The sequence below is a fragment of the Thermasporomyces composti genome (assembly GCF_003386795.1).
GTDB lineage: Bacteria > Actinomycetota > Actinomycetes > Propionibacteriales > Actinopolymorphaceae > Thermasporomyces > Thermasporomyces composti.
In genome coordinates, this window is the sequence record NZ_QTUC01000001.1 from 932088 (window position 1) to 954318 (window position 22231).

The 22231-nt window shown below is 68.2% G+C and carries 16 protein-coding genes; 6 read left to right on the forward strand and 10 right to left on the reverse strand.

What is annotated here, in order from left to right:
- Positions 1 to 13 precede the first annotated feature (13 nt).
- The 3 genes from DFJ64_RS04040 to DFJ64_RS04050 all read right to left on the reverse strand — a co-directional run bounded on the left by DFJ64_RS04040 (position 14) and on the right by DFJ64_RS04050 (position 7703).
- Positions 14 to 2188, reverse strand: coding sequence for a hypothetical protein (locus DFJ64_RS04040; protein WP_115849225.1), 2175 nt, complete (start codon positions 2186 to 2188; stop codon positions 14 to 16).
- Positions 2189 to 2652: 464 nt separating this feature from the next.
- The gene (locus DFJ64_RS04045) at positions 2653 to 5592 is read right to left on the reverse strand and encodes a discoidin domain-containing protein (protein WP_115849226.1); all 2940 of its coding nucleotides are present in this window, start codon (positions 5590 to 5592) and stop codon (positions 2653 to 2655) included.
- Positions 5593 to 5639: 47 nt separating this feature from the next.
- Complete coding sequence (locus DFJ64_RS04050; protein ID WP_115849227.1) at positions 5640 to 7703, reverse strand: glycoside hydrolase family 2 protein; 2064 nt, start codon at positions 7701 to 7703, stop codon at positions 5640 to 5642.
- A 412-nt stretch (positions 7704 to 8115) separates the two neighbouring features.
- Here DFJ64_RS04050 and dgoD point away from each other — a divergent pair, with 412 nt between their 5' ends.
- From dgoD to DFJ64_RS04080, 5 genes are all read left to right on the forward strand, one after another.
- Complete coding sequence (gene dgoD / locus DFJ64_RS04060) at positions 8116 to 9261, forward strand: galactonate dehydratase (protein WP_115849229.1); 1146 nt, start codon at positions 8116 to 8118, stop codon at positions 9259 to 9261.
- Between the two features lie 91 nt (positions 9262 to 9352).
- Positions 9353 to 10675: an ABC transporter substrate-binding protein gene (locus tag DFJ64_RS04065; protein WP_115849230.1), complete on the forward strand. Its 1323-nt coding sequence runs from the start codon at positions 9353 to 9355 to the stop codon at positions 10673 to 10675.
- 101 nt (positions 10676 to 10776) lie between these two features.
- A complete protein-coding gene (locus DFJ64_RS04070) occupies positions 10777 to 11751 on the forward strand; it encodes a carbohydrate ABC transporter permease (protein ID WP_115849231.1) in 975 nt (324 codons plus the stop codon).
- Between the two features lie 13 nt (positions 11752 to 11764).
- Positions 11765 to 12601, forward strand: coding sequence for a carbohydrate ABC transporter permease (locus DFJ64_RS04075; protein ID WP_115849232.1), 837 nt, complete (start codon positions 11765 to 11767; stop codon positions 12599 to 12601).
- 49 nt (positions 12602 to 12650) lie between these two features.
- Complete coding sequence (locus DFJ64_RS04080) at positions 12651 to 13910, forward strand: cellulase-like family protein (protein WP_115849233.1); 1260 nt, start codon at positions 12651 to 12653, stop codon at positions 13908 to 13910.
- Positions 13911 to 13986: 76 nt separating this feature from the next.
- Here DFJ64_RS04080 and DFJ64_RS04085 read toward each other — a convergent pair whose 3' ends face one another.
- The 7 genes from DFJ64_RS04085 to dnaK are packed head-to-tail and all read right to left on the reverse strand — an operon-like array spanning position 13987 to position 21132.
- Positions 13987 to 14250, reverse strand: a complete 264-nt coding sequence (locus tag DFJ64_RS04085; protein ID WP_115849234.1) for a UBP-type zinc finger domain-containing protein — start codon at positions 14248 to 14250, stop codon at positions 13987 to 13989.
- A 20-nt stretch (positions 14251 to 14270) separates the two neighbouring features.
- The gene (trxA, locus tag DFJ64_RS04090) at positions 14271 to 14714 is read right to left on the reverse strand and encodes a thioredoxin (RefSeq protein WP_115849235.1); all 444 of its coding nucleotides are present in this window, start codon (positions 14712 to 14714) and stop codon (positions 14271 to 14273) included.
- A gap of 12 nt (positions 14715 to 14726) precedes the next feature.
- Positions 14727 to 17369 carry an ATP-dependent chaperone ClpB gene (gene clpB, locus DFJ64_RS04095; RefSeq protein ID WP_115849236.1) on the reverse strand — a complete coding sequence of 881 codons (2643 nt, stop codon included), beginning with the start codon at positions 17367 to 17369 and terminating at the stop codon, positions 14727 to 14729.
- Positions 17345 to 17689, reverse strand: coding sequence for a chaperone modulator CbpM (locus DFJ64_RS04100; RefSeq protein ID WP_115849237.1), 345 nt, complete (start codon positions 17687 to 17689; stop codon positions 17345 to 17347). The genes clpB and DFJ64_RS04100 overlap by 25 nt, the downstream gene beginning before the upstream one ends.
- Positions 17686 to 18618 carry a DnaJ C-terminal domain-containing protein gene (locus tag DFJ64_RS04105; RefSeq protein ID WP_115849238.1) on the reverse strand — a complete coding sequence of 311 codons (933 nt, stop codon included), beginning with the start codon at positions 18616 to 18618 and terminating at the stop codon, positions 17686 to 17688. The genes DFJ64_RS04100 and DFJ64_RS04105 overlap by 4 nt, the downstream gene beginning before the upstream one ends.
- Positions 18618 to 19223 (reverse strand): nucleotide exchange factor GrpE, encoded by a 606-nt coding sequence (locus tag DFJ64_RS04110; RefSeq protein WP_115849239.1) that lies wholly within the window; start codon positions 19221 to 19223, stop codon positions 18618 to 18620. The genes DFJ64_RS04105 and DFJ64_RS04110 overlap by 1 nt, the downstream gene beginning before the upstream one ends.
- Before the next feature lie 4 nt (positions 19224 to 19227).
- A complete protein-coding gene (gene dnaK / locus DFJ64_RS04115) occupies positions 19228 to 21132 on the reverse strand; it encodes a molecular chaperone DnaK (protein WP_115849240.1) in 1905 nt (634 codons plus the stop codon).
- A 517-nt stretch (positions 21133 to 21649) separates the two neighbouring features.
- Here dnaK and DFJ64_RS04120 point away from each other — a divergent pair.
- Positions 21650 to 22186: a DUF7144 family membrane protein gene (locus DFJ64_RS04120; protein ID WP_115849241.1), complete on the forward strand. Its 537-nt coding sequence runs from the start codon at positions 21650 to 21652 to the stop codon at positions 22184 to 22186.
- Positions 22187 to 22231 lie beyond the last annotated feature (45 nt).

Below are 22231 nucleotides of genomic sequence, written 5' to 3' on the forward strand. Positions count from 1 at the left end.
CGTCGGCGACGGCTCAGAACGCGACGGTGAGACGCGGCCGCCGGCGCTGGTCCGCCGCCTCAGTGCCGGCGAGGACGGCACGGCGACCGTCGTCGGCCACGTCGTCGTCGTGACGTCGCTCCCGGATGAGCAGGAAGCCGACCGTATCTCCCCGCGCCTGCCGGAGGACGTCCGTGACGTCGAGCCGGAGCACCGACAGCGCACCCAAGGCCGACACTTGCCCCGCGGGGAACACGTCTCGTCCCACGTCGGTCGGATGGACCGTCGTCGGATCCAGGTATGGCGCGCTGTCCCAGTCGAAGGACGTCCCCGCCCATGAGGTGTCGGTCAGCGCGTAGACCATGAACGTGAAGGGTGCGTCGTCCGCGCTCGCGCCGACGAGCTCGAGGTGGGCGTACCGCGGCCGGCGGGCCACCGCGTCGATCTCGAACGCCACGTAGCTGACCTCGGTGGGTCCGGAGCCGGTCAGGTCGAGCGACACCGCGAGGGTCCGCGCGTTCCGGCTCCCGTCGCGGCGGACGCTCGCGCTGGCGAACGCCTCGTAGGTCCGCACCGGACCCGGTCCGGCGATGGTGACCAGCCACACCGAGTCCGAGGGCTGGTCGAGACTGACTCGCTTCGTCGCGGGTACGGCCAGCGACGCGACCACTCCTCCACTGTGGGACGGGCTCACTTCCTCCACGATGACCCGCGAGGTGCGTGCTGGGATCGGCAGCTGCCGCAGGTCCAGGTTGACGCGCACGCTGGGCTCCCCCGAGGGGCGAGGCAGCCACAGGTAATGGCAGCGGTTTGCGACGTCGTGGGCGACGGCGATCGTGCGACCGTCGTCCGCCGCAGCGGAGAGGAGGTCCCTGTCACCCTTGAAGCCTTTGGCGAACAGCCGCTGCACCTCTCCGGCCTTGGTGACTCCGCGGATGTCGTGGACGCCGGTGTGCTCGACGTAGTAGAAGCCCGTGCCGTAGGGGATGCCGTTAGCGCGCAGAGTGTTCTGAAACTTGAACGAGATCATGCCCTCGACCTGGCCGAGCACGGCGGTGGCCCAGATCGCAGCGAGGTCACAGTAGATCAGCGGTGTGTTCAGGTCGTCCTCGCTGGTCTCGAACGCCGAGGTGTTCCGCCGGTTGAACTCCGAGTACACGATGGGCAACTCGACACCGGTCGGGGTGTACTCCCGCATCTTCCGGCGCATCATCGCGATCTCGTACGCGTACGTCTCGGCGGTCTTGTTGTACAAGTGGGTGTCGAAGACGTCGAACAGGTCCTGGTCAACCGTCCGCCCGTGGTAGTCGGTGCGGAGGTTGAGCAGTGCGATCTGTCCCCAGCCGTACTCGTCATCCCGCGGGTCGGCGTCGGGATCGGCGTCCATGTGGTCGTCGCCGCGTGAGCTCGAGACGTGAGTGAGGACGGGCGCCTGGACGATCGCCCGGAGCGACTTCCCGTAGCGGGCGTTCACGTCGGCGATCGCGCACCGGATCGCGTCCGAGGCGATCTGAAGCCCGCGGATGTAGACCGTTTGGTCGACGATGTCGTGCGCGGCACTCGAATGGTCGGGCTCGTTGATGAAGTTGTACCGCTCGACGTCGTAGTGCCTGGCCAGGTGGTAGGTGAAGGCGTAGTGCTTCTGCCACTGCCGCCAGAGCCCGGACCACGGCGCGTTCCAGCGCAGCTCGGCCGCCTGCATGATCGGTGTGATGCCGAGCCGCCTCAGCTCGCTGACCTGGTAGTTGAGCCGGTAGTGGTTCGTGATCGAGTAGACGTGGTTCTCGAAGCGGTCCTCAAGCAGGTCCCAATGCAGGAACGGGTTGTTCTCCGGGTCGCGGCGCAACTCGGCTTTCCGCGCGTCGAAGTCCGCGACGGTCTCGACGCCATCCCCTGGGTCCACGGCCTCGTCGGGAGTCCACTCCGACAGCGAGGCGAAGAACCGGACGGCGTTGACCCGTGAGTACGCCAGCCAGGCGGAGGTGTTGCTCCCCGGCAGGTAGTGGCCGGTGTTGTACCCGACCATGGGCATCCCCGTGCCGACGCGCGTGTTCCGCACCACGACGCCCAGCTCTCGCTGGGCGGAGTCCGTGGCCGCCGCGTACGCAGAGGTCCCGGTCAGCCCGACGACAGCGGTCGCCCCGAGGCCACCCAGGAGCGTCCGCCGGCGGAATGGTGTCTCGTCGGATGAGCGGATGGTGGTCGGCATGCGTGCGCTCCTTCGCCGCCGGACGAGAGCCGCGTCCGGGCTCGCCCCACAAAGGGCTCGTCGTGATCAGGCGACCACCACGATCGACCGCACGGCGCCGGTCGGCAACCGACCGGCACGACCAGTCCAGGACAGCGATGGCGCTCGCGTCTCGTCACTCGTGCGAGCAGCGGCATCCCACCGCGTTCTCATCCAGTCGCCATCTGCCGCAGCGACTCCGCGCTTCGCGCGAGCTGCCGCGACAAGTCCCGCGCACCTACCGCGTCAGTGAGGCGAGCGCTCCAAGCGAACCACCGCCCGCTGCCTGGCCGCACACAACGCGAGGCTGAAGCGCGCAGAGGAATCCTCCTCGTCGAAGTCCCAGCCAGCCCAACGACGGCTGGCGTGATCTCGCTCAGAGCGTTCGTCGGCGAGAGTCGTCCATCCTCGTGATTGGTCGATGGTCCCAATCGCGCGACGGCGCTTCAGCCGGTGTGCGCGATCGCAATCTCCGCCGCCGACACGTGCCCGTTGACGCCAGACCTCGCGGTCAGCCGGACGTACCGTGCCGGAGTGGCCGACCACTCGGCGACCTTGACGCTCGCGTCGGCCGTCCAGCTGCCCTCCGCCACGGTCTGGAAGGAGACACCGTCCCGGCTCACCGCCACGTCGTAGTCGGTGATCACGCCGTTGGCGTTGCCGTCCTGGCGGGGCTGGTAGACGAGCGCGATGGTGTTCCAGTCACCGCCGAGGTCGAGCGTCAGCGACTGCGGTGGCGGCGTGTAGGGGCTCCACGACTGGTGCCACATCGTGCCACAGTTGCCGTCGATCGCCCTCTCCGCCTCGTACCCCGGTTGCTGGCTCGTCGCCGTCGCGGTCATCCGGGACCGAGGCACCAGGTGCGGGAAACGCGGGCCAGGATCAGAGGGCGGCTCTCCCTGGCCGAGGACCGGCAGCGGAGTCCTGGACACGTTGATCTCCGCGACGATCGGTGCCTGGGGGCAGCCGTGAACGGCCGTCGCCTCCAACCGCACATAGCGCGCCTGAACCGGCCGCTCGAAGGCTGCCGTCTTGGTGGCGAGTGTGGCCTGCCAGTAGCCGTTCGTGACCTCGGTGAAGTCTGTCCCGTTCCCGCTCACCGCGACCGTGTAGCCCACGATGACGCCGGCGGAGGCGGTGACCGCGGGCGTGTAGGTGATGCCCGCCACGGTTGTCGGCTTGCCCAGGTCGAGCGTGATCGCTTGCGGCAAAGGCGCGACCGGGTCGAACCGCGACCGCCAGGTCGACCACAGATGGTCGTCGATGGCGTGCTCAGCCAGGTAGTTGTGCCCGAAGTCGTTCTCCGGGTGCTCGCTCGTCGCGGTCGCGGTCATCGTCGAATGGGGAACGAGCGACGGTCGTGGCCCAGTTGGCACCACCCGGAGGTTGTCGAATTGCGCCCGCTGCCAGCCCCCAACACGCAGGCCGACCTGGCCCGTCGTGTGCTCGGCGTCCTCGACCGTGTCGAGCACCGCACCATCAAGGACTGCGGTGACGTGCTCCCCGCGGAACCGCAGGGCCAGCCGATGCCAGCGCTTCGTCCCCAGTGGCTGGGTGGTCCCGGACGCGAGCGTGCGGTCCTGACCGCGCACGTCCTGACTGAACAACGACCACGTGCCGTCGTGGGCGACTCGCAGGTGATAGCCCGCGGCGTTGTGCTGCTGACTGTCCACACGACCGAGCAGCTCGACGTGTCCAGGCCGGTCGAGCAGCGCGTCCACGCTCACCTCGTAGTCGCCCCACCAGCGAGGGTCGCCCACGATCGTGGTCGGTGGCATGGCGGTGTTGTGCCAGGTGAGCGGCTCGATCGTGACCTGCTGCTCGTAGCAGCGCCCCCGCCGCCCGCCCGCGCACGGCACCGCTTCGAACGCGCCGTGGACATCGGCGAAGTAGCGTGCGAGACCGAACGGGCCGACCCGCTCGAAGTCCTCGGTGTACGGCAGACGTAGCTGCTCACTCGGATCGGCGTCGGGTCGTGCCGTGCCCTTCACCTGGCCGCTCGTCGTCGACAGCGTGTAGAGGTGGCCGGGCTCGACAGTGATCTCGTACCGACCGTCGACCGGCTCGACCGTGCCGAGCGCGATGAAGTCGTCGTCGGTCGACTCGGTGGCGAGGTCGCTCGACCATACCGACACGGGAACGGTTGACAGGCCGCCGGTGACCTCAACGCGTATCGTCTCAGGCTCAACCGCGTCGAGTGTCTCGATGATGATCGAGTAGTCGTCGCTCGTGGGTGAGCGCAACGCGACGTGGCTGGCTCCGCCCGGGCTGTAGCCGCTCGCGCTCTCCAGGTAGTGCCATCCCGGATCGGTGAACTGCGTGGTGTGCGCGTCCACCCAGACGCTGGGACCCACCTCGTAGTAGCCCGACCACGGCCGCTCCGCCACGATCAGGCCCGTGCCACCGATGGGAAAGTTGTCGTACCACGCCGACACCAACGCCCAGTTGAGGTTTCCGGTGATCTTCGCGTCGATGTAGTGGCGGTTCATCGCCCGGGCCAGCGGCTGAGCACCCACGTCATAGTCCTGGGTGCTGTTCTCGCTGTCCCAGAGCGGCCTGCCGGAAGCCAGCGCCTCCCCGCTGGCGTGGCACTCCCGCTGGAGCGTCCGCCACACGCACACGTCGTGCTCGCCGAGCACGTCGACGGCGGCGTCGAGCTCGGGATCGGCCAGGATGTCCGGGACGGCGAACCAGTAGTTCGGCGGGTTGTGGTTGTCCGTCGCGACGATCTTGACGTCGCCGAACCCCTGCTCCTCGAGCGCGCTCGCCAGACGCTTGGTGACCTCGGCGTCGAACCCACTCTCGTTCGCCGCGCCGAGGTAGTCGATCGTGAAGCCGTTCTCGCGCGCGCACTCAAGCCACGCCACGAGGTAGTCGACCCGATCCTTCGACCAGTACCCGCCCTCGAACCAGCCGGGCGCGCCCCACGGCAGGCCGTACAGCGCGATCTCAGGATTGCGCTTCTTGGCCTCGCGCATCAGCCACCACTCGTAGCCGCGCGAGCAGTCCACCTCGTCGGGCGTCCGCATGTGGCTGGCCTCAGCGCCGACGGTCGCGTCGACGTCGCCACCGATCTCCACCTTGAGGATGTCGAGCGAGGCGCCGTAGTTGGGCTTGAAGAGGTAGTCGAGGATCTGGCTACGCTCGGGTTCGGGATAGTCGAGGAGCAAGCGCGACGAGCCGCCAGCGCTCACACCGCCGACTCCGTCGAACCGCCGCCCGAGGTCCGTCCCGTCGACACGAATCGTGTGGACGGCCTCACCGTTGGAGTCGTTCGCCCGGCCGCCGGCCTCGGAAGCCGCCGGGCTCATCGCGAAGGGTGCTGACAGAGCGAGGACAAGCGCGTGCGACCCGATCGCCCACCGTAGTCCCGTCGTCCGGGCCATGGCCTTTCTCACCTCGAGCCGTCTGGAGTGCTCAGTCGGGCGACCGATCACAGCGTGGCGTCGCGGATCGCGTCGTAGACCAGGCGCTTGGTACGCGAGTCGAACGCGAGCGTGCCCATCTCGGAGATGCCGTTGTACTGCTGGTTGTAGCCCGCGCGAGTCTTGTAGTCCTTGAGCACCCAGAAGAAGTAGCCGGCCACGTAGTCGGTGCGTTCGGCGACTTGCACCCAGTGCGCGCGGAAGTTCGCCGCCTGCCACTCCTCCGTGCCCACCTCGTCCTCCGGCCCGTGGTGACCGAAGAACGACCACGAGCCGTTCTCGGTGATCATGATGGGCTTGTCCGGATAGGTCTCGTGCACCGCGTCGAGGGTCGGCCCGAGGTCCTCGTTCTTGCCGTAGAAGTAGCCGAAGTACTCGTTGAAGCCGACGATGTCAGCGAGGTCGAACGCCGGGTCCCAGCTCGTGTGGGACGCCCACGTCACAGGGCGGTCCGTGAGGTCGACGGCTTTGATGGCGGCCTTCATGTCCGCGAGCCAGGCACGGTAGATGGGCGCGCCGTCACCATCGATCTCCGACTCGTTCTGGATGCACCACACGACGACCGACGGGTGGTTGTGGTTGTTCCACGCCATGGCGAGCGCGAGCGCACGGGACAGGCCGTACTGCTCGGTGTGCAGCTTCTCCTGCGCGGTGTTGATCCACATGTTGTCGAGGTCGTCCATGACGTAGACGCCGTGCTCGTCCGCCCAGTCGTACGCGTACGGGTGGCGGGTGTAGACGGTGTTGCGGACGGCGTTCGCGTTCATGGCGAGGACGTGGCCGAGCTCGTGGTCGTACTCGCTGCGTGTCATCGACCGACCGTGGGCCGCGCTCTCCTCGTGCCAGTTGAGCCCCTTGAGGAACGCCGGCTCTCCGTTGACCAGCAGCTTGGCGTCCCGGATGGCGACCGTGCGCATCCCGTAGCGGTCGCGCAGGACATCCACCGCATGCCCGCCATGCCCGGCGCCCGTGAGCAGCGTGGCGGTCGCGGTCAGCAGCGCGGGCCGCTCCGGACTCCAAGGCGACGCCTTCGGGATGTCGACGTCGAAGCGGACGACGGCGACACCGTGGCCCGGAACTCGAATGGGGCGACTCACCGGCGACGCGCCACTTCCCTCGCCCGCGTCCAGGACGACACGGCCGTGGAAGTCGTCGTCTCGGTGGTTCTCCACGACCACCCGTGCCTGCAGGCGTCCGTCGCCGGCCGCCAGGAGCAGCTTGGCCACCGTGACGGTCGGCACCGCCTCCAGCCACACCGACCTGGTGATCCCCGCATACGGCCAGTAGTCCACGGGCTTCCAGGGGATCGCGTACGGGTCGCTCACTGCTGGGCTCTCCGGGTCGGTGTAGTCCTCCCACGAGGCGAGCCGGTGGACGCGGACCGCGACGACGTTCTTCCTCCCTGGCCGCAACGCGTCCTTGACAGGAAGCGCGAAGGGGGCGTAGCCACCCTCGTGGGCCCCGACGTAGTGGCCGTTCACCCAGACGTCGGCGCGGTAGTTGACGGCGAGGAAGACGAGCCGAACGTAGCGTGCGGCCCACTGGCCGGGCACCTGGACCGTCGTTCGGTACCAGGCGTAGCCGTCGACGAACGCGGTTCCCTCGCCGAACCGGCTGCCGTCGTAGTCACCGAACCCAGGCGTGTCCTTCAGATCCCACGCCGAGGGAACCGAGATGGAGTCCCAGTCGGCGTCGTCGTGGTCCGGCCGTTGCCAGCCTTCGTCCTCGCCGGTGCCCTCGGGATCGAAGCGGAATCGCCACACCCCGTCGAGCATCCGGTAGCTCCGGGTCGGTTCCTGGCGACGCCAGCCGCCGAAGTCCGGGACGACCGCGCCGTACTGGAACACGACGCTCGTGCCGTCGATCTCACGCAGGGTCGTGTCCGCCGGCTCCCGCTCCCCATGCGGCGGTGGCTCGGTGGCCGAGCCAGCGGCGACCGCGAGGGCGGCGCCCAGCAACCCGGACCTCGCCCCGCCGTGGAGCGGACTCGCGTGCGCGACCCCTGAAGTCAGCCCGACCACGGGGGTGAGGGCGGCCGCCTGGAGTACGACTCGGCGCGGGACGGGACGCATGGCTGGCCTCCTGGCAGGCAGTCGTCCGACGTGGCGATCTTGCCGCCCGAGCATGACCAGCCGACTGGCGCTTGTCAAGATGTAGTCATACTTTATGTCTTGTTCTAGGCTGACGCCCGACCGAGATGGGACACGACAGGAGGACCGTGGCCAGCCCCATCCCCGACACCGCCGCGCGGCTTCACCGCAGGCGTGGGCCGACGCGCCACGGTCTCGTGCGGTCGGGCCGAGGCCTGGACAGCGATGTGATCCGCTGGAAGCTCGGGAACGATAAGGACGACACGTTCTTGAAAGCCACGCACGAACTGCGCGCCACCGACGACTCCTCGCGCCAGACCGCACCCGTCCCTGGCGCGGCCGTGAGCCACCTCGGGCTCGCTCTCCGAACCACGGCGAAGGAGGGCGAGAGGCGATGAAGATCACCGCATTGCGCACCTACCCCGTCCCGCCCCGGTGGCTCTTCCTCCGCATCGACACCGACGAAGGCGTGACCGGCTGGGGCGAGCCCATCGTCGAAGGCCGACTCCGGACAGTCGCCGCCGCCGTCGCCGAGTGCGCCGAGTACCTGGTTGGAAAGGATCCCTTGCGGATCGAGGACCACTGGCAGGTCCTCACCAAGGGCACCTTCTACCGCGGCGGCCCGGTCCTCTCCAGCGCGGTCGCCGGCATCGACCAGGCGCTCTGGGACATCGCCGGCAAGGTCCACGGAGTCCCTGTCCACGTCCTCCTGGGAGGACCGGTCCGCGAGCGCGCCCGCGTCTACAGCTGGATCGGCGGCGACGAGCCCAACCACCTCGCCGAAGCCGCGCAGGCCCGCGTCGACGAGGGCATGACCGCGGTCAAGATGAACGCATCCGCGCAACTGCGCCTGCTGGACACACCCGCACAGGTCCGCGCCATCGTCGAACGGGTCGAGACCGTCCGCGAGACCGTGGGACCCGACGTCGACGTGGCGATCGACTTCCACGGCCGACTCAGCCTGGCGATGTCCCGTCGGGTGCTCCCGCTGCTCGAGCCGTACCTTCCGATGTTCGTCGAGGAACCGATCCTCCCCGAGCTGAGCCACCGGCTCCGGGAGGTTGCCGCGTCGACGAGCGTGCCGATCGCGACCGGCGAACGGTTGTACTCGCGCTGGGACTTCCGCCCGGTTCTGGAATCCGGTGTCTCCGTGATCCAGCCGGACCTGTCGCACGCGGGCGGGATCTCGGAGGTCCGCAGAATCGCCGCCATGGCCGAGGTCTACGACGTCGCCGTCGCGCCACACTGCCCGCTCGGCCCGATCGCCCTCGCGGCGAGCCTGCAGGTGGGATTCGCGACGCCGAACTACCTGATCCAGGAGCAGAGCATCGGGCTCCACTACGGTGAGGGCCACGACCTCCTCGACTACCTTGTCGACCGCTCGGTCCTCACCCACAAGAACGGCTTCATCGACCGCTTCGACGGCCCCGGACTCGGTATCGAGATCGACGAGCGGGTCGTCGAGCGCGTGTCGCGGTACGCCGACGAGTGGCGAACACCGATCTGGCGACGCGACGACGGCTCCCTCGCGGAATGGTGATGGTCGACGCGTCGCCGCGCCCGAACGCTGAGCCCTCTCACTGTTTGACTCAGACGAAGCCCCCAGGAGGGATCACGAAGGAGTAAGCGACATGCAGGAAGCCAGACGTGGCGGGACGCCGGGACTGACCCGACGGCGGTTCCTGTCCGCCAGCGCGGGCATCGGCGCGGGGGCGTTCATTCTCGGTGCCTGCGGCAGTGACTCGGGCTCGGGCGACGAGGAGGTCGGCGGCCAGATCACCGTCTGGACCTGGCCCGACAACGACAAGACGTTCGAGAAGACGGTCCCGATCTTCGAGAAGGCTCACCCCGGCGTGACGGTGAAGGTGCAGGCCTTCGCCAACGACCAGTACGACAACAAGCTGCTCGCCACCCTCGTGTCCGGCTCCGGACCCGATGTCGCGATGGTCGAGATCACGAACGTCGCGAAGTACAAGGGCAAGCCGGGTTTCGTCAACCTCGCCGAGGAGCCATACAACGCGAAGCGGTACGCCGAGAACTACGCGGACTTCGCGTGGAGCTACGTCTACGACGAGGAGCAGGACCGGGTGTTCGCGCTCCCCAAGAACACCGGTCCCGCTGGGCTCTTCTACCGCCGAGACGTGTTCGAGGAGGTCGGCCTGCCGACCGAGCCTGACGAGGTTCACGAGATCTTCAAGACCTGGGACGACTACCTCGCCAACGGCAAGAAGGCCGTCATCAAGGACGTACGATGGCTGGTCGACACGCCGATGGCCATCGTCAACGCCATTCGGGCGCAGGCCGGCGTCTCCTTGTTCGACGAGTCGGGTGAGTCACAGCTGACCTCACCTGTGATCACCGAGGCGGTGGAGTACGCCAAGCGGGCCTACGACGCGGGCCTGGTCTCCCCGTTCGAGGCGTGGAGCCAGGAGTGGGGCGCCGCGATCAAGAACGGGACGGTCGCGACCTTCCTGACCGGGAACTGGTTCGGCGGATCGGCCAAGAGCATCTACGCCCCGGAGACCGCCGGGAAGTGGGGTGTGGCGTTCGCGCCGGAGTACAACGGCAACGCGGCCTTCAACGCCGGCGGCGACTTCATCGGCATCCTGCAGACCAGCAAGAACAAGGCGACGGCCTGGGAGTTCATCAAGTTCGTGACCCAGAGCTCCGACAGCCTGCGCACCATGTACCGGGAGAACGACCTCTATCCGGCGTGGGAGCCGGTGCTCGACGAACCGTGGATGAACCAGCCCGACGACTACTACGCCGGGCAGAACGTCAACGAGGTCTTCGCCGAGGTCTCCGCCAACATGAAGCCGCCGGTCACCAACCCTGAGGACGGCGCGGCGGCGGAGGCGCTTGGCGACGCGGTCTTGGACGTCATGCAGGGCAAGGCCAGCGTCACCGACGCCCTGGCGGCAGCGCGACGCCGCGTGGAAGGTCGTACCGGCTGACGGCCGGAACGGAACCTCCACGCCCGGAGGAGTCGGTCACAACACCACCGGAGCAAACCCTGGTGCCGGCACGAGCGGCCGGCACCAGGAGAGGATCGACGATGAACGCTGACACGCGCACGGTCGGCTCCGCGGCCGCGCGGAGCCGACGGTCGTCCTCGGTCGGCCGAGGGCCCGGCCAGAACCGCCGGTCGTTGCGGGCCCGGCTACGGGAGAACCGCGCCTTCTACCTGACGATCGCGCCGTTCTTCGTGCTCTTCGCTCTCTTCGGCGCGTTCCCGATCGTCGCGTCCTTCGCGGTCAGCTTCGTGCGTTGGGACGGCCTGAGCGAGCCGGAGTTCGTCGGGCTGGGCAACTACCTCATCCTGGCCGAGGACCCGGTGTTCCGGAAGGCGATCTGGAACACGATCTACATCTGGCTCGGCTCGACCGTCGCCACGATGGCCTTGGCGTTCGGCCTGGCCTACCTCATCAACGAGTACGTCCTGGTCGCCAAGGGCTTCTTCCGGGTGGTCTACCTGTTCCCCTTGCTCGTCGCTCCGGCCGTCACCGGGATCATCGCCAGCGTGATGTTCTCCTCCCACGCGGGAATCGTCAACGCAGTCCTCAGTCTGCTCTCCGACGAGCGGGTCACGTTCGACTGGCTCCGATCCACGTTCTGGATCAAGCCGCTGGTCATCCTGCTCATCGTCTGGCGGTGGACCGGTTGGCACCTCATCATCTTCATGGCGGGGCTCCAAGCCATCCCGCGTGACCTCTACAACGCAGCGCGAGTCGACGGCGCCAACGAGCGTCAGGTCTTCCGCCACGTCACGCTGCCATTGATGGTGCCGTTCATCCTCTACAGCGCGATCTCCTCGACGGTCGGTGCCTTCCAGCTGTTCGATGAGCCGTACGTGCTCACCAACGGCACCTACGGCACCGCCAACTCCGCCCAGGTACTCGGCACGTACCTGTACCAATCCGCATTCCAGGAGTTCAAGTTCGGCTTGGCCTCGGCCACGTCGTACGTGATCTTCGCGCTCATCCTGGTGTTCTCGTTGATCAACGCCCGTCTGCTGCGGCGACAGGCGTGAGGAGGACGAGCCGATGAACGACGTCGGTCACCGTGGACTGCGGTGGGTGGTCACCGTAGCGGTCGCGCTGACCACCGTGGTCTTCGTGTTTCCGCTCTACTGGATGGCGGTGCTGGCCACGCGCTCGACCGCGGAGGTGTTCGACTTCCCGCCGCCGCTGCTGCCCGGCTCGGCGCTCGTGGACAACATCGCCAAGCTGCAGGAGTCGCTCGACATCGTGCGGGCTCTCGGCAACACCGTCTACGTTGCGGTCACGCACACCCTGCTCGTCCTCCTCGTCAGCTCACTCGCCGGTTACGGCTTCTCGCGCTTCCGCGAGGCTCCTGGGCATCGCTGGCTGTACGGCTTCGTCATGCTGACGATCTTCGTGCCGCCCGCCGCGGGTCTCATCCCGTGGTTCGTGGAGATGAAGACGCTCGGATGGATCAACACCTACTGGCCACTGATCCTCACCGGCGCTGCCACCGGATTCGGCGTCTTCTGGATGCGCCAGGTGATCGACGCCGCGGTGCCGGTCGAGTTGTACGACGCGGCTCGCATCGACGGCGCGGGCGACCTATGGATCTACTGGCGTGTGGTCCTCCCGATCATCCGTCCCGGTCTCGCGGCGCTCGCGGTGTGGAGCTTCATGATGAGCTGGAACAGCTTCCTCATGCCACTGATCATCCTCAACGACTCCGAGAAGTTCACGCTGCCGTTGGCCCTGACCCAGCTCAACACCGCTGCCGGTGGCTCCGACGTGGCGACGGTGATGCTCGGCACGACCATCGGAGTTCTGCCGGTGTTCGTCGCGTTCGTGCTCGCCACCAAGCAGTTCATCGCCGGGCTCACCGCCGGAACCGTCAGGTGAGGCGGTCACGCGAGGTCGTCACGTGAGGCCGTCACAGAAGGAAGGAACCATGACGTTCGACATGCCAGCCCACTTGCCGAGGCGACTGACCATCTCCCTGTGGGACTTCAGCTGGTTCACCCAGACCATGCCGGGCGAGCCGTTCGAGGACTTGGACCGGGCGTTCGCCGAGGCGGTCGACCGGGGCTACAACACCGTCCGCATCTGCGCGATGCCGTACACGCTCTTTGGCGGCGACCAGGAGCCCAAGCCGCTTCGGATCGCCAACCTGGGACGAGGCTTCGGCCAGAGAACCCGGTGGTACAACAACCGCGGTGGTGCCGTCCTCGACGGCCGTGCCCACCTCCTCGAACTGTTCCGCGCCGCCCGGCGACACGACTGCTACGTCATCGTCTCCAGCTGGGAGTACCAGCAGACGCCGAGCTTCTTCGCCACCCCTGAGCAGCACGAGGCGCTCCTCGCCATCCCGCCCGAGCGCCGGTGCGCGGCCCTGGCCGACGCGCTCGCCGGGCTCCTCGACTTCCTCAAAGACCACGACCTCGCCGACCGGGTGGCCTACGTCGAGCTGCACAACGAGGTCGACAACCCCGGCACCAAGCTCATCGAGGTCGCGCGAGCGGGCGAGAACGTCCAGGCCGCGGAACGGCCATACATCGAGCAGGCACTCGAGGTGCTGCGCAAGCGCCACTCCGACATCCTGCACACCGCCTGCTACTCCGACCCAGTGCCGCATCGTCTCGGCGACCTCGCCGGCAATGTCCAGGTCGCTCACTTCCACCTGTACGTCTACGGCGTGCTGCGCCGGCTGTTCGAGGAAGCCGGTCTGTGGTCGGACGTGGAGTTCCCAACCCCGCTCGTCCGAAGCATGCTTCGCGCCGACGCCCCGCCCTACGACGAGTGGCGGCCTGACGAGGAGTGGCGGCTGGCCGCCACCGGCGTCCAGCGTCGGCTGTTCTACGCCCACGACTGGGTGGACCCGGTCAAGTGGGACCTCTACCTGTACGAGCACTACCACCTGTACCGGCAGTCGATGCGCGACATGATCGCCAACCGCCTCGCCGCGTACGCCGACTTCGCCCGGGACCGTGGCGTGCCGGCGGTCATCGGCGAGGGCTGGGTCGGCTACACACCGCTGCACGCCACTTTCGAAGAAGGGCCGGTCGGCAAGGACATCGCGGAGTTCGCGGTTCGCGAGTGCCTACGACACGACTACTGGGGCGTGATCCTCTGCAGCAACGCCGCCCCACACCACCCGTTCTGGCAGGACGTCGCCTGGCAGCGCGAGGTCAACAGCTGGATCACCGGGTGACGGGAGGTGCCGGCCGGCGAGTCGTGAGCGCTCGCCGGCCGGCACGGTCACGAAGATCACCTCGCGATGTGGCACGTCACACGTACTGCTCGTCGACGTAGCACCACCGCCAGCTCTTGCCCGGCTCGAACGCCTCGACGATGGCGTGGCCGGTACTGAGCGCGTGCGCGCGTGCGTGCCGCAGCGGTGACGAGTCACAGCAACCGACGTGCCCACACGACAGGCACAGGCGCAGGTGTACCCACGGCGTGCCCTCCCGCAAGCACTCCTCACACCCTTCGGGTGTGCTCGGCTTGACCGGACGAATCTGGTCCAGGTGTGGGTCCTGGACTCCGACCATGGCGTCCCTCCTTCCACGGGTCACCGCGCCGTGGCCAACGCGTCCTCCAGCCATCGACGTAGCGCCGGTGCCGGCGCCGCGCCCGCCTGCGTGGCGACCACCCGGTCGCCACGCATGACCAAGAGCGTGGGTACGGCACGAATGTCGAACTGCTGCGAGAGGCCGGGTGCGCGGTCCACGTCCACCTTGACGAGCTTGATCTGGCCCGCGAACTCCGCCGCCAACCGCTCGAGCACCGGGCTGACCATGCGGCACGGTCCGCACCACGCCGCCCAGAAATCCACCACCACCGGGATTCGCGACCGCTCGACGACATCGGCGAAGCTGTCGTCGTCCGCGTCGACGACGAACGGCAAGGCAGCCCGGCAGCGCCCGCACCGAGGACCGTCCCGACCGTTCGCCGGCACCCGGTTCGCCTGTCCGCACGCCGGGCACCGAATGGTGGCCACCTCCGTCGTCCCCATAGGTCGTCCCCCTCAGGCCGCTTGAGCGTCCGCGCCAGGTGGTGGGTTCTGATAGCCGACTGCCAGCTCGTCCCCCTTGACCTCGACACGGATCACCGCGCCGTCGTGGACGTCTCCACTCAGCAGCGCGCGACCGACCCGGGTCTCGACCTCGCGCGCGATGAAGCGACGTAGCGGTCGCGCACCGAAGACAGGGTCGTAGCCGCGCGCCGCGATGTAGCGGACAGCCTCCGGGGTGATGTCGAGGGTGATCCGCCGCTCGGCGAGCCGGTCTCGCAGCTGGTCGACCATGAGGTCGACGATCCGTTCGATCTCGGCCTGGGTGAGCGGTTTGAACAACACCACCTCGTCGACACGGTTCAAGAACTCGGGACGGAAATGCGCCCGGAGCTCGGCGAAGATCCGCTCTCGCGCGAACTCCTGGACCTCGCCACCGGCCACCGCACCCTCCTCGAGGAGGTACTGCGAACCGATGTTGGAGGTCATGATGATGACGGTGTTCCGGAAGTCGACGGTCCGACCTTGCGCGTCGGTGAGACGCCCGTCGTCGAGCACCTGGAGCAGAGTGTTGAAGACGTCGCTGTGCGCCTTCTCGATCTCGTCGAACAGGACGACCGAGTACGGCTTGCGCCGGACCGCCTCGGTGAGCTGACCACCCTCCTCGTATCCCACGTAGCCAGGCGGGGCGCCGACCAATCTGCTGACCGTGTGCCGCTCCTGGTACTCGCTCATGTCGATGCGCACCATGTTCTCGTCGGTGTCGAACAAGGCCGCGGCGAGCGTCTTCGCCAACTCCGTCTTCCCCACTCCGGTCGGGCCGAGGAAGACGAACGACCCGATGGGCCGACGGGGATCCTTGATGCCGGACCTCGCCCGGATGATCGCGTCGGCCACCAGCTGAACGGCCTCCTCCTGACCGACGACCCTCCGGTGGAGGATCTCATCCAAACGCAGGAGCTTCTCCCGCTCGCCCTCCTTGAGCCGGGTCACCGGAATCCCCGTCCACCGCGACACGATCGAGGCGATCTCGTCCTCCGTGACCACCTCCCGGAGCAGCCGGCGGTCACCTAACCTGCTGGCGAGCGTCTCCTCCGACGCTTCGAGCTGGCGGCGCAGCTCAGGCAGGCGGCCGTGCCGGAGCTCCGCCGCTCGATGGAGGTCGTACTCGCGTTCGGCCCGCTCCGCTTCCTGCCGGGTCCGCTCGATCTCCTCCCGCAGCGACTGGACCCGTTTGAGCGCCCGACGCTCGCTCTCCCATTGGGTTCGCATGGCCTCCGTCTGCGCCCGCAGGTCCGCGAGGTCACGGCGCAGCTCGTCGAGTCGGCTCTGGCTCGCCGGGTCGGTCTCCTTGGCCAGCGCGGCCTCCTCGATCTCGAGGCGGGTGAGCCGTCGGGTGAGCTCGTCGAGCTCGGCCGGCATCGAGTCGATCTCGGTTCGCAACATCGCGCAGGCCTCGTCCACCAGGTCGATGGCCTTGTCGGGGAGGAAGCGGTCGGAGATGTAGCGGTGGCTGAGCACGACAGCCGCGACGAGCGCGCTGTCTTGGATCGTGACGCCGTGGAAGACCTCCAGCCGCTCCTTCAACCCACGCAGGATGGAGATGGAGTCCTCCACGGACGGCTCGTCGACAAGGAGCGGCTGGAAGCGCCGTTCGAGCGCGGCGTCCTTCTCGATGTGCTTGCGATACTCGTCGAGGGTCGTCGCGCCGATCATGTGAAGCTCGCCACGCGCGAGCATGGGCTTGAGCATGTTGCCGGCGTCCATCGCCCCTTCGGCGGCGCCGGCGCCCACCACGGTGTGCACCTCGTCCACGAACAGCAGGACCCGTCCTTCGCTCGCCGCGACCTCGTTGAGGACTGCCTTCAATCGTTCCTCGAACTCCCCGCGGTACTTCGCGCCAGCGACGAGCGCGCCCATGTCGAGCTGGAAGATCGTCTTGTCGCGCAAACCCTCCGGGACGTCGCCCTGGTGGATCCGCTGGGCCAGACCCTCGACGATCGCGGTCTTGCCGACCCCCGGGTCGCCCACGAGGACCGGGTTGTTCTTGGTCTTGCGGGACAGGATCTGGATCACCCGGCGGATCTCGGTGTCTCGTCCGATGACCGGGTCAAGACGACCGGCGGCGGCGTCGGCCACCAGGTCCCGTCCGTACTTCGCCATCGCTTCGTAGGCCACCTCGGGGGTGGCCGAGGTGACCCGTTGCGCGCCGCGCACGGCGGTGAGGGCCTGGAGGAAGCGCTCGCGGGTGACACCGGACTCGTGTAGAGCCCGCCCCGCAGCCGTTGCCGTCCCCTCGTCCAGCAAGGCGAGAAGTAGGTGCTCGGTCGAGACGTACTCGTCCTTCAACCGCTGGGCCTCCCGGTCGGCCGCCTCGATCACCCGGGCGAGCCGCTGGGTCAGGAACACCTGGCCCGGCGCGGCAGCCGGCCCCGTGGTCTTGGGACGCCGCTCCAGCTCGGCCTCGACGCGGGCACGCAGCGGCTGCGGATCCACGTCCGCTTGCGCGAGCAGGCGGGGGATGAGGCCGTCCGTCTGGTCGAGGAGGGCGAGCAGAAGATGTTCCCCGTCGACTTCGGTGTGGCCGAGACGCACGGCGATAGCCTGCGCGTCCTGCAGGGCCTCCTGCGACTTCAGCGTGAGTCGGTTCGGGTCCATGGTGCCCCTCCGGTCGGTGGTCTGCTCCTCCGGACAGTCCGGAGCTCGGCCTCCAGCTCCGCGATCCGGTCAAGCAAGTCGAGGACGAGTCCGATGGCGGCGTAGTTGAGGTCACAGCCCCGTCGCAGTCGTTCGATGCGCGCGAGCTCCGCCAGCTGGTCCGCGCCGAACCACCATTCACCGCGCTCCCTGACCGGCTCGAGGAGTCCAAGCGCGACCAGCCGGCGCACCAGGTCGGGGTGGACACCGGCGTAGCGGGCGAACGACTCCAGGTCGAGGCGGAGGTCGCCTCGCCGTACTCGAACGAGAGCGAACGTCACGACGTCCTCCTCGGGTCGAACGCCGACGTCGCGGCGAGCTCCTCCCACAAGCGCCGTTCTTCTGGTGTCAACTCGGCCGGGACGGCGATCTTGACCTCGGCGTACAGATCGCCGGCCTCACCACGTGGGCTTCTCAGCCCGCGGCCACGAAGCCGCAGCCGGCGCCCCGTCGACGTTCCCGGCGGAACACGCACCTTGGCCTCGCCGCCGGGGGTCTCGACCGGGACAGTGGTGCCCAGCGCCGCCTCCCACGGGGCGAGGGGAAGGTCCACATAGAGGTCGCGGCCGTCCACGCGGTAGCGGGGATGGGAAGCCAGCCGCACGATGAGATAGAGGTCACCGGGTGGGCCACCGTCGATGCCTTGACCGCCTTGCCCAGCCAGGCGAATGCGTTGTCCCTCGGTCACACCAGGCGGGATGGTCACGTCGTACCGTCGTGAGCCAGAGGCACGCGGGATCATGATCGAGCGACGCCCACCGCGGTAGGCCTCCTCGACACTCAGGACCAGCTCGGCCTCCTGGTCGGGCCCTCGTACCGGTCCGAATCCCCGCCCACCTGTGAACCAGCCACCGAACAGGTCCTCCAGGTCGATGTCGCCGAAGGACCCGAAACCCGCGGACCAGCCACCCCCCGCCCCAGCACGCCCGGCACCGGCCCGAGCACGCCGCGCCCCCGCCCACGTCTCTGGGTCGACGTCAGGTGGCACCTGCCGAAACTCCGGGCCGAACGCGTCGTAGCGCCGCCGCGTCTCGGGATCGCGCAGCACGTTGTACGCCTCGGTGATGTCCTTGAAGCGCTCCTCCGCCTCGGGGTCCTTGTTGACATCCGGGTGGTATCGGCGAGCCAGCCGGCGGTAGGCGCGCTGGATCTCATCCTGGCTCGCCGTCCGTGAGATCCCGAGGATCTCGTAGTAGTCCCGCTCGGCCATCACTGTTTCCCGCTCGACACCACGACCATCGCCGGCCGCAGCTGGTTGTCGCCCTCGCCGTAGCCGGGTCGTGTCACATGGACGATCGCCCCCTCAGGGATCTCGTCGTCGGCCACCGTGGCGACCGCCTCGTGTCGAAGCGGATCGAACGAACTGCCGGGCTCGGTCTCCTGGCGAGGGAAGCCAAAGCCCTCCAGGATCCGAAGGGCCTCGTCGCGAACGGCTCGAACTCCGTCGACGACCGAGGCGGGCGCGGTGTCGGCGTGCTCGAGAGCGCGGTCGAGGTTGTCGACGACCGCGAGCCACTGGGTGCACACCCGGATGCGCTCGCGATGCGCGACCGCGGCCAGTTCCCGGGCCATCCGCTTGCGGTAGTTGTGGAGCTCGGCGACCGCCCGGCGCCAGTTGTCCTCCAGCTCGGCGACCCGAGCCTCCAACTCCTCAACCCGCTCCGCGGGCTCGACGACCGGCTGGCCGGTCTCATCCGCCGTCGCCCGCTCGTCACCCGTGGTCGCCGTCGGCGCCCCCTCGGCCTGGGCGGGCGCGTGCTCTGTTCGCCCGTCCCCACCCGGGGCCTGGGGCTCGTCCTTCGTGGAGTCAGCCATGGTGTCAATCCGTGGTGAACTCGGCGTCGATGACGTCGTCGTCGCCAGACCGCTCTCCCGACGAGTCGCGACCGCCCGGCCCGGTCCCGTCAGGACGCCCTCCCTCGGGGCCACCGCGGACTGCTCCGAGGCCGTGGTAGATCTGCTGCAGCTCACCGGTGAGCGACCGCAGTCGGTCGAGCCCGACCGCCTCGTCCTTGATGGCTTGGCGCGCATCGTCGATGAGCATCCGTGCTCGCGCGCGCTCGTGCTCGGGTGCCGCGTCGCCCAGCTCGTTCAACCGCCGCTCCACCTGGTACGCGGCGGTGTCCAGCTGGTTCCGCGCCTCCACCTTCTCACGCAGCCTGGCGTCCTCTTCGCGGTAGCGCTCCGCCTCCCGGACCATGCGCTCCACTTCGGAGCGGTCGAGGTTGGAGCTCCCGCTGATGGTGATGCGCTGCTCGGCGCCGGTGTCCTTGTCACGTGCGGAGACATGCAGGATGCCGTTGGCATCGATGTCGAACGTCACCTCGATCTGCGGCTCGCCGCGCGGCGCTGGCCGAATGTTCTCCAGCCGGAACCGGCCGAGCACTCGGTTGTCCGCGGCCCGCTCGCGCTCCCCTTGGAGCACCACGACGTCCACGGCTTTCTGGTTGTCCTCCGCGGTGCTGAAGACCTCGGTGCGCCGGACCGGGATCGTCGTGTTTCGCTCGATGATCTTCGTCATCACACCGCCCAGCGTCTCGATGCCCAAGGACAGCGGTGTGACGTCGAGCAGGAGGACGTCCTTCACCTCGCCCTTGAGGACGGCCGCCTGGATGGCGGCGCCGATCGCGACCACCTCGTCCGGATTGACCGACATGTTGGGGTCCTTGCCGCCGGTGAGTCTCCGGACCAGGTTCTGGACGGCCGGGACGCGGGTCGAACCGCCGACCAGGATCACCTCGTCGATGTCGTTCGCCGTCAGCTTGGCGTCGGCCATCGCCTGCTCGACCGGGCCCTTGCAGCGTTCGACGAGATCGTGGATGAGCTCTTCGAACGTCGACCGCATCAGCGTAGCGTTGAGGTGCTTCGGGCCTGACTGGTCAGCTGTGATGAACGGCAGGCTGATGGCCGTTTGGGCCACCGACGACAGCTCGACCTTCGCCTTCTCGGCCGCCTCGAACAAACGCTGGAGTGCCTGTGGGTCTTGGCGAAGGTCAATGCCGTTCTCGCGCTTGAACTGGTCGGCCAGGTAGTCGACGATCCTGCGGTCGAAGTCGTCACCGCCAAGGTGCGAGTCGCCCGCAGTGGCGCGGACCTCCACCACTCCCTCGCCGACGTCGAGCAGGCTCACGTCGAACGTGCCACCGCCGAGGTCAAACACCAGGACGGTCTCGTGCTCTCGCCGATCCAGCCCGTACGCCAGGGCAGCCGCCGTGGGCTCGTTGATGATCCGAAGCACCTCGAGTCCCGCGATGCGCCCAGCGTCCTTGGTGGCCTGCCGTTGCGCGTCGTTGAAGTAGGCCGGCACCGTGATGACCGCTTCAGTGATCCGCTCACCGAGCGAACGACTCGCGTCCTCGACGAGCTTGCGTAGGACGAGCGCGGAGATCTCCTCGGGCGAGTAGGTCTTCCCTCGAACGTTGAAGCGAGCGGTGCCGTCGGGGCTCTCGACCACGTCGAAGGACACCGCCTTCATCTCCGTGGTGACCTCGTCGTAGCGGCGACCGATGAAGCGCTTCGCGGAGTAGATCGTTCCTTTCGGGTTGAGTATCGCCTGACGTCGAGCGAGTTGCCCAACCAGCCGCTCACCTTGCTCGGTGAAGGCCACCACCGACGGAGTCGTCCGAGATCCCTCGGCGTTCGGGATGATCGCGGGTTCTCCCGCGGTCACCGCCGCGATAGCGGAGTTCGTGGTGCCCAGGTCGATACCGACTGCCTTGGCCATCGCTCCAACATTCCTCTCGTGTGGCGCCTCATCCGGCCTTCTGCGGCCTGGAGTCCCTGCTGTCCAGGACTAGTTGACATCCGCGCGCACGGCGGACGACCTATCGACCTCCCGCGTGGCCAGGAAGGATTTCAGTCCTACGAGCCTCGCTCTCGAGAGAGCGGGTGCGAGAAGCCCGGCGCGGCGCTGGCCGTGACGGGACGGCCAAGACGTGGCGGCCCACCCATCCGCGGCATCGTGTGGCACGCGGCCCGTCCACGCCCAGTGTCGCCCCGCCGTCGGGCGCGAACAACCCTCCGCCATGACGGACCGCGCTGGAGAACAAGGTCCCACCGCGCGAGGGACCTCCGCCTCCTCCATTCCGATGGCGCCACTCTTGGGACTACGACCGGTCCCAAGTTCACCCCGGTCGGGTGAGGAAGCTCAGCGATGTCGCGCGCAACGGTGGGTCATGACCGCCCGCCGTTCACACGAGCCAGAGCGGGCGCCACACGACCAGGGGGTTGGCATGGCAGACATGGGACGCCGCGAAACCGGCGCCTCGGCGCAGGAGCAACAGCAGCAGGCCGCGGAGACGGGCCGGACTCCGACCGTCCCGCAGGCACGCCGGTCCGCCGAGGAGACCACCGCCGCGCACGGCCCGTCCGCGATGGCCGCCCGCACTGGCGTCGGCTGGATGGTCTACGCCGGTGCGGTCCTCATCGTTCTCGGCTTGTTCCAGGCGATCTGGGGACTCACCGCCCTGTTCAACCTGGGCTACTTCATCGTCGCCAGCGATGGGCTGGCGGTTCCCTTCGCCTACACGGCGTGGGCGTGGATTCACATCGCCGTGGCGGCTCTTCTGGTCATCACCGGCCTCGCGGTCTTGGCTGGGCAGACCTGGGCTCGCTATGTGGGCATCGTGATCGCGGGTCTCGCGGCGATCGGGAACTTCCTCACCTTGGCGGCGTTCCCGCTGTGGTCGCTCGTCATGATCGCCGTGGACGTGCTTGTCATCTACGCCCTGACGGTGCACGGGAACGAGATGAAGGCCTTGCGACAGGCGCGGGGGTGACGGGCGCACGGTCCGTTCGAAGGGGGCAGGCGAAGGGCCACCCGG

Excerpts from the sequence above, each read along its gene's own strand:
- DFJ64_RS04040 (WP_115849225.1), bottom strand. The coding sequence starts at position 2,188 with ATGCCGACCACCATCCGCTCATCCGACGAGACACCATTCCGCCGGCGG.
- DFJ64_RS04045 (WP_115849226.1), bottom strand. The coding sequence starts at position 5,592 with ATGGCCCGGACGACGGGACTACGGTGGGCGATCGGGTCGCACGCGCTT.
- DFJ64_RS04050 (WP_115849227.1), bottom strand. The coding sequence starts at position 7,703 with ATGCGTCCCGTCCCGCGCCGAGTCGTACTCCAGGCGGCCGCCCTCACC.
- dgoD (WP_115849229.1), top strand. The coding sequence starts at position 8,116 with ATGAAGATCACCGCATTGCGCACCTACCCCGTCCCGCCCCGGTGGCTC.
- DFJ64_RS04065 (WP_115849230.1), top strand. The coding sequence starts at position 9,353 with ATGCAGGAAGCCAGACGTGGCGGGACGCCGGGACTGACCCGACGGCGG.
- DFJ64_RS04070 (WP_115849231.1), top strand. The coding sequence starts at position 10,777 with ATGAACGCTGACACGCGCACGGTCGGCTCCGCGGCCGCGCGGAGCCGA.
- DFJ64_RS04075 (WP_115849232.1), top strand. The coding sequence starts at position 11,765 with ATGAACGACGTCGGTCACCGTGGACTGCGGTGGGTGGTCACCGTAGCG.
- DFJ64_RS04080 (WP_115849233.1), top strand. The coding sequence starts at position 12,651 with ATGACGTTCGACATGCCAGCCCACTTGCCGAGGCGACTGACCATCTCC.
- DFJ64_RS04085 (WP_115849234.1), bottom strand. The coding sequence starts at position 14,250 with ATGGTCGGAGTCCAGGACCCACACCTGGACCAGATTCGTCCGGTCAAG.
- trxA (WP_115849235.1), bottom strand. The coding sequence starts at position 14,714 with ATGGGGACGACGGAGGTGGCCACCATTCGGTGCCCGGCGTGCGGACAG.
- clpB (WP_115849236.1), bottom strand. The coding sequence starts at position 17,369 with ATGGACCCGAACCGACTCACGCTGAAGTCGCAGGAGGCCCTGCAGGAC.
- DFJ64_RS04105 (WP_115849238.1), bottom strand. The coding sequence starts at position 18,618 with ATGGCCGAGCGGGACTACTACGAGATCCTCGGGATCTCACGGACGGCG.
- DFJ64_RS04110 (WP_115849239.1), bottom strand. The coding sequence starts at position 19,223 with ATGGCTGACTCCACGAAGGACGAGCCCCAGGCCCCGGGTGGGGACGGG.
- dnaK (WP_115849240.1), bottom strand. The coding sequence starts at position 21,132 with ATGGCCAAGGCAGTCGGTATCGACCTGGGCACCACGAACTCCGCTATC.
- DFJ64_RS04120 (WP_115849241.1), top strand. The coding sequence starts at position 21,650 with ATGGGACGCCGCGAAACCGGCGCCTCGGCGCAGGAGCAACAGCAGCAG.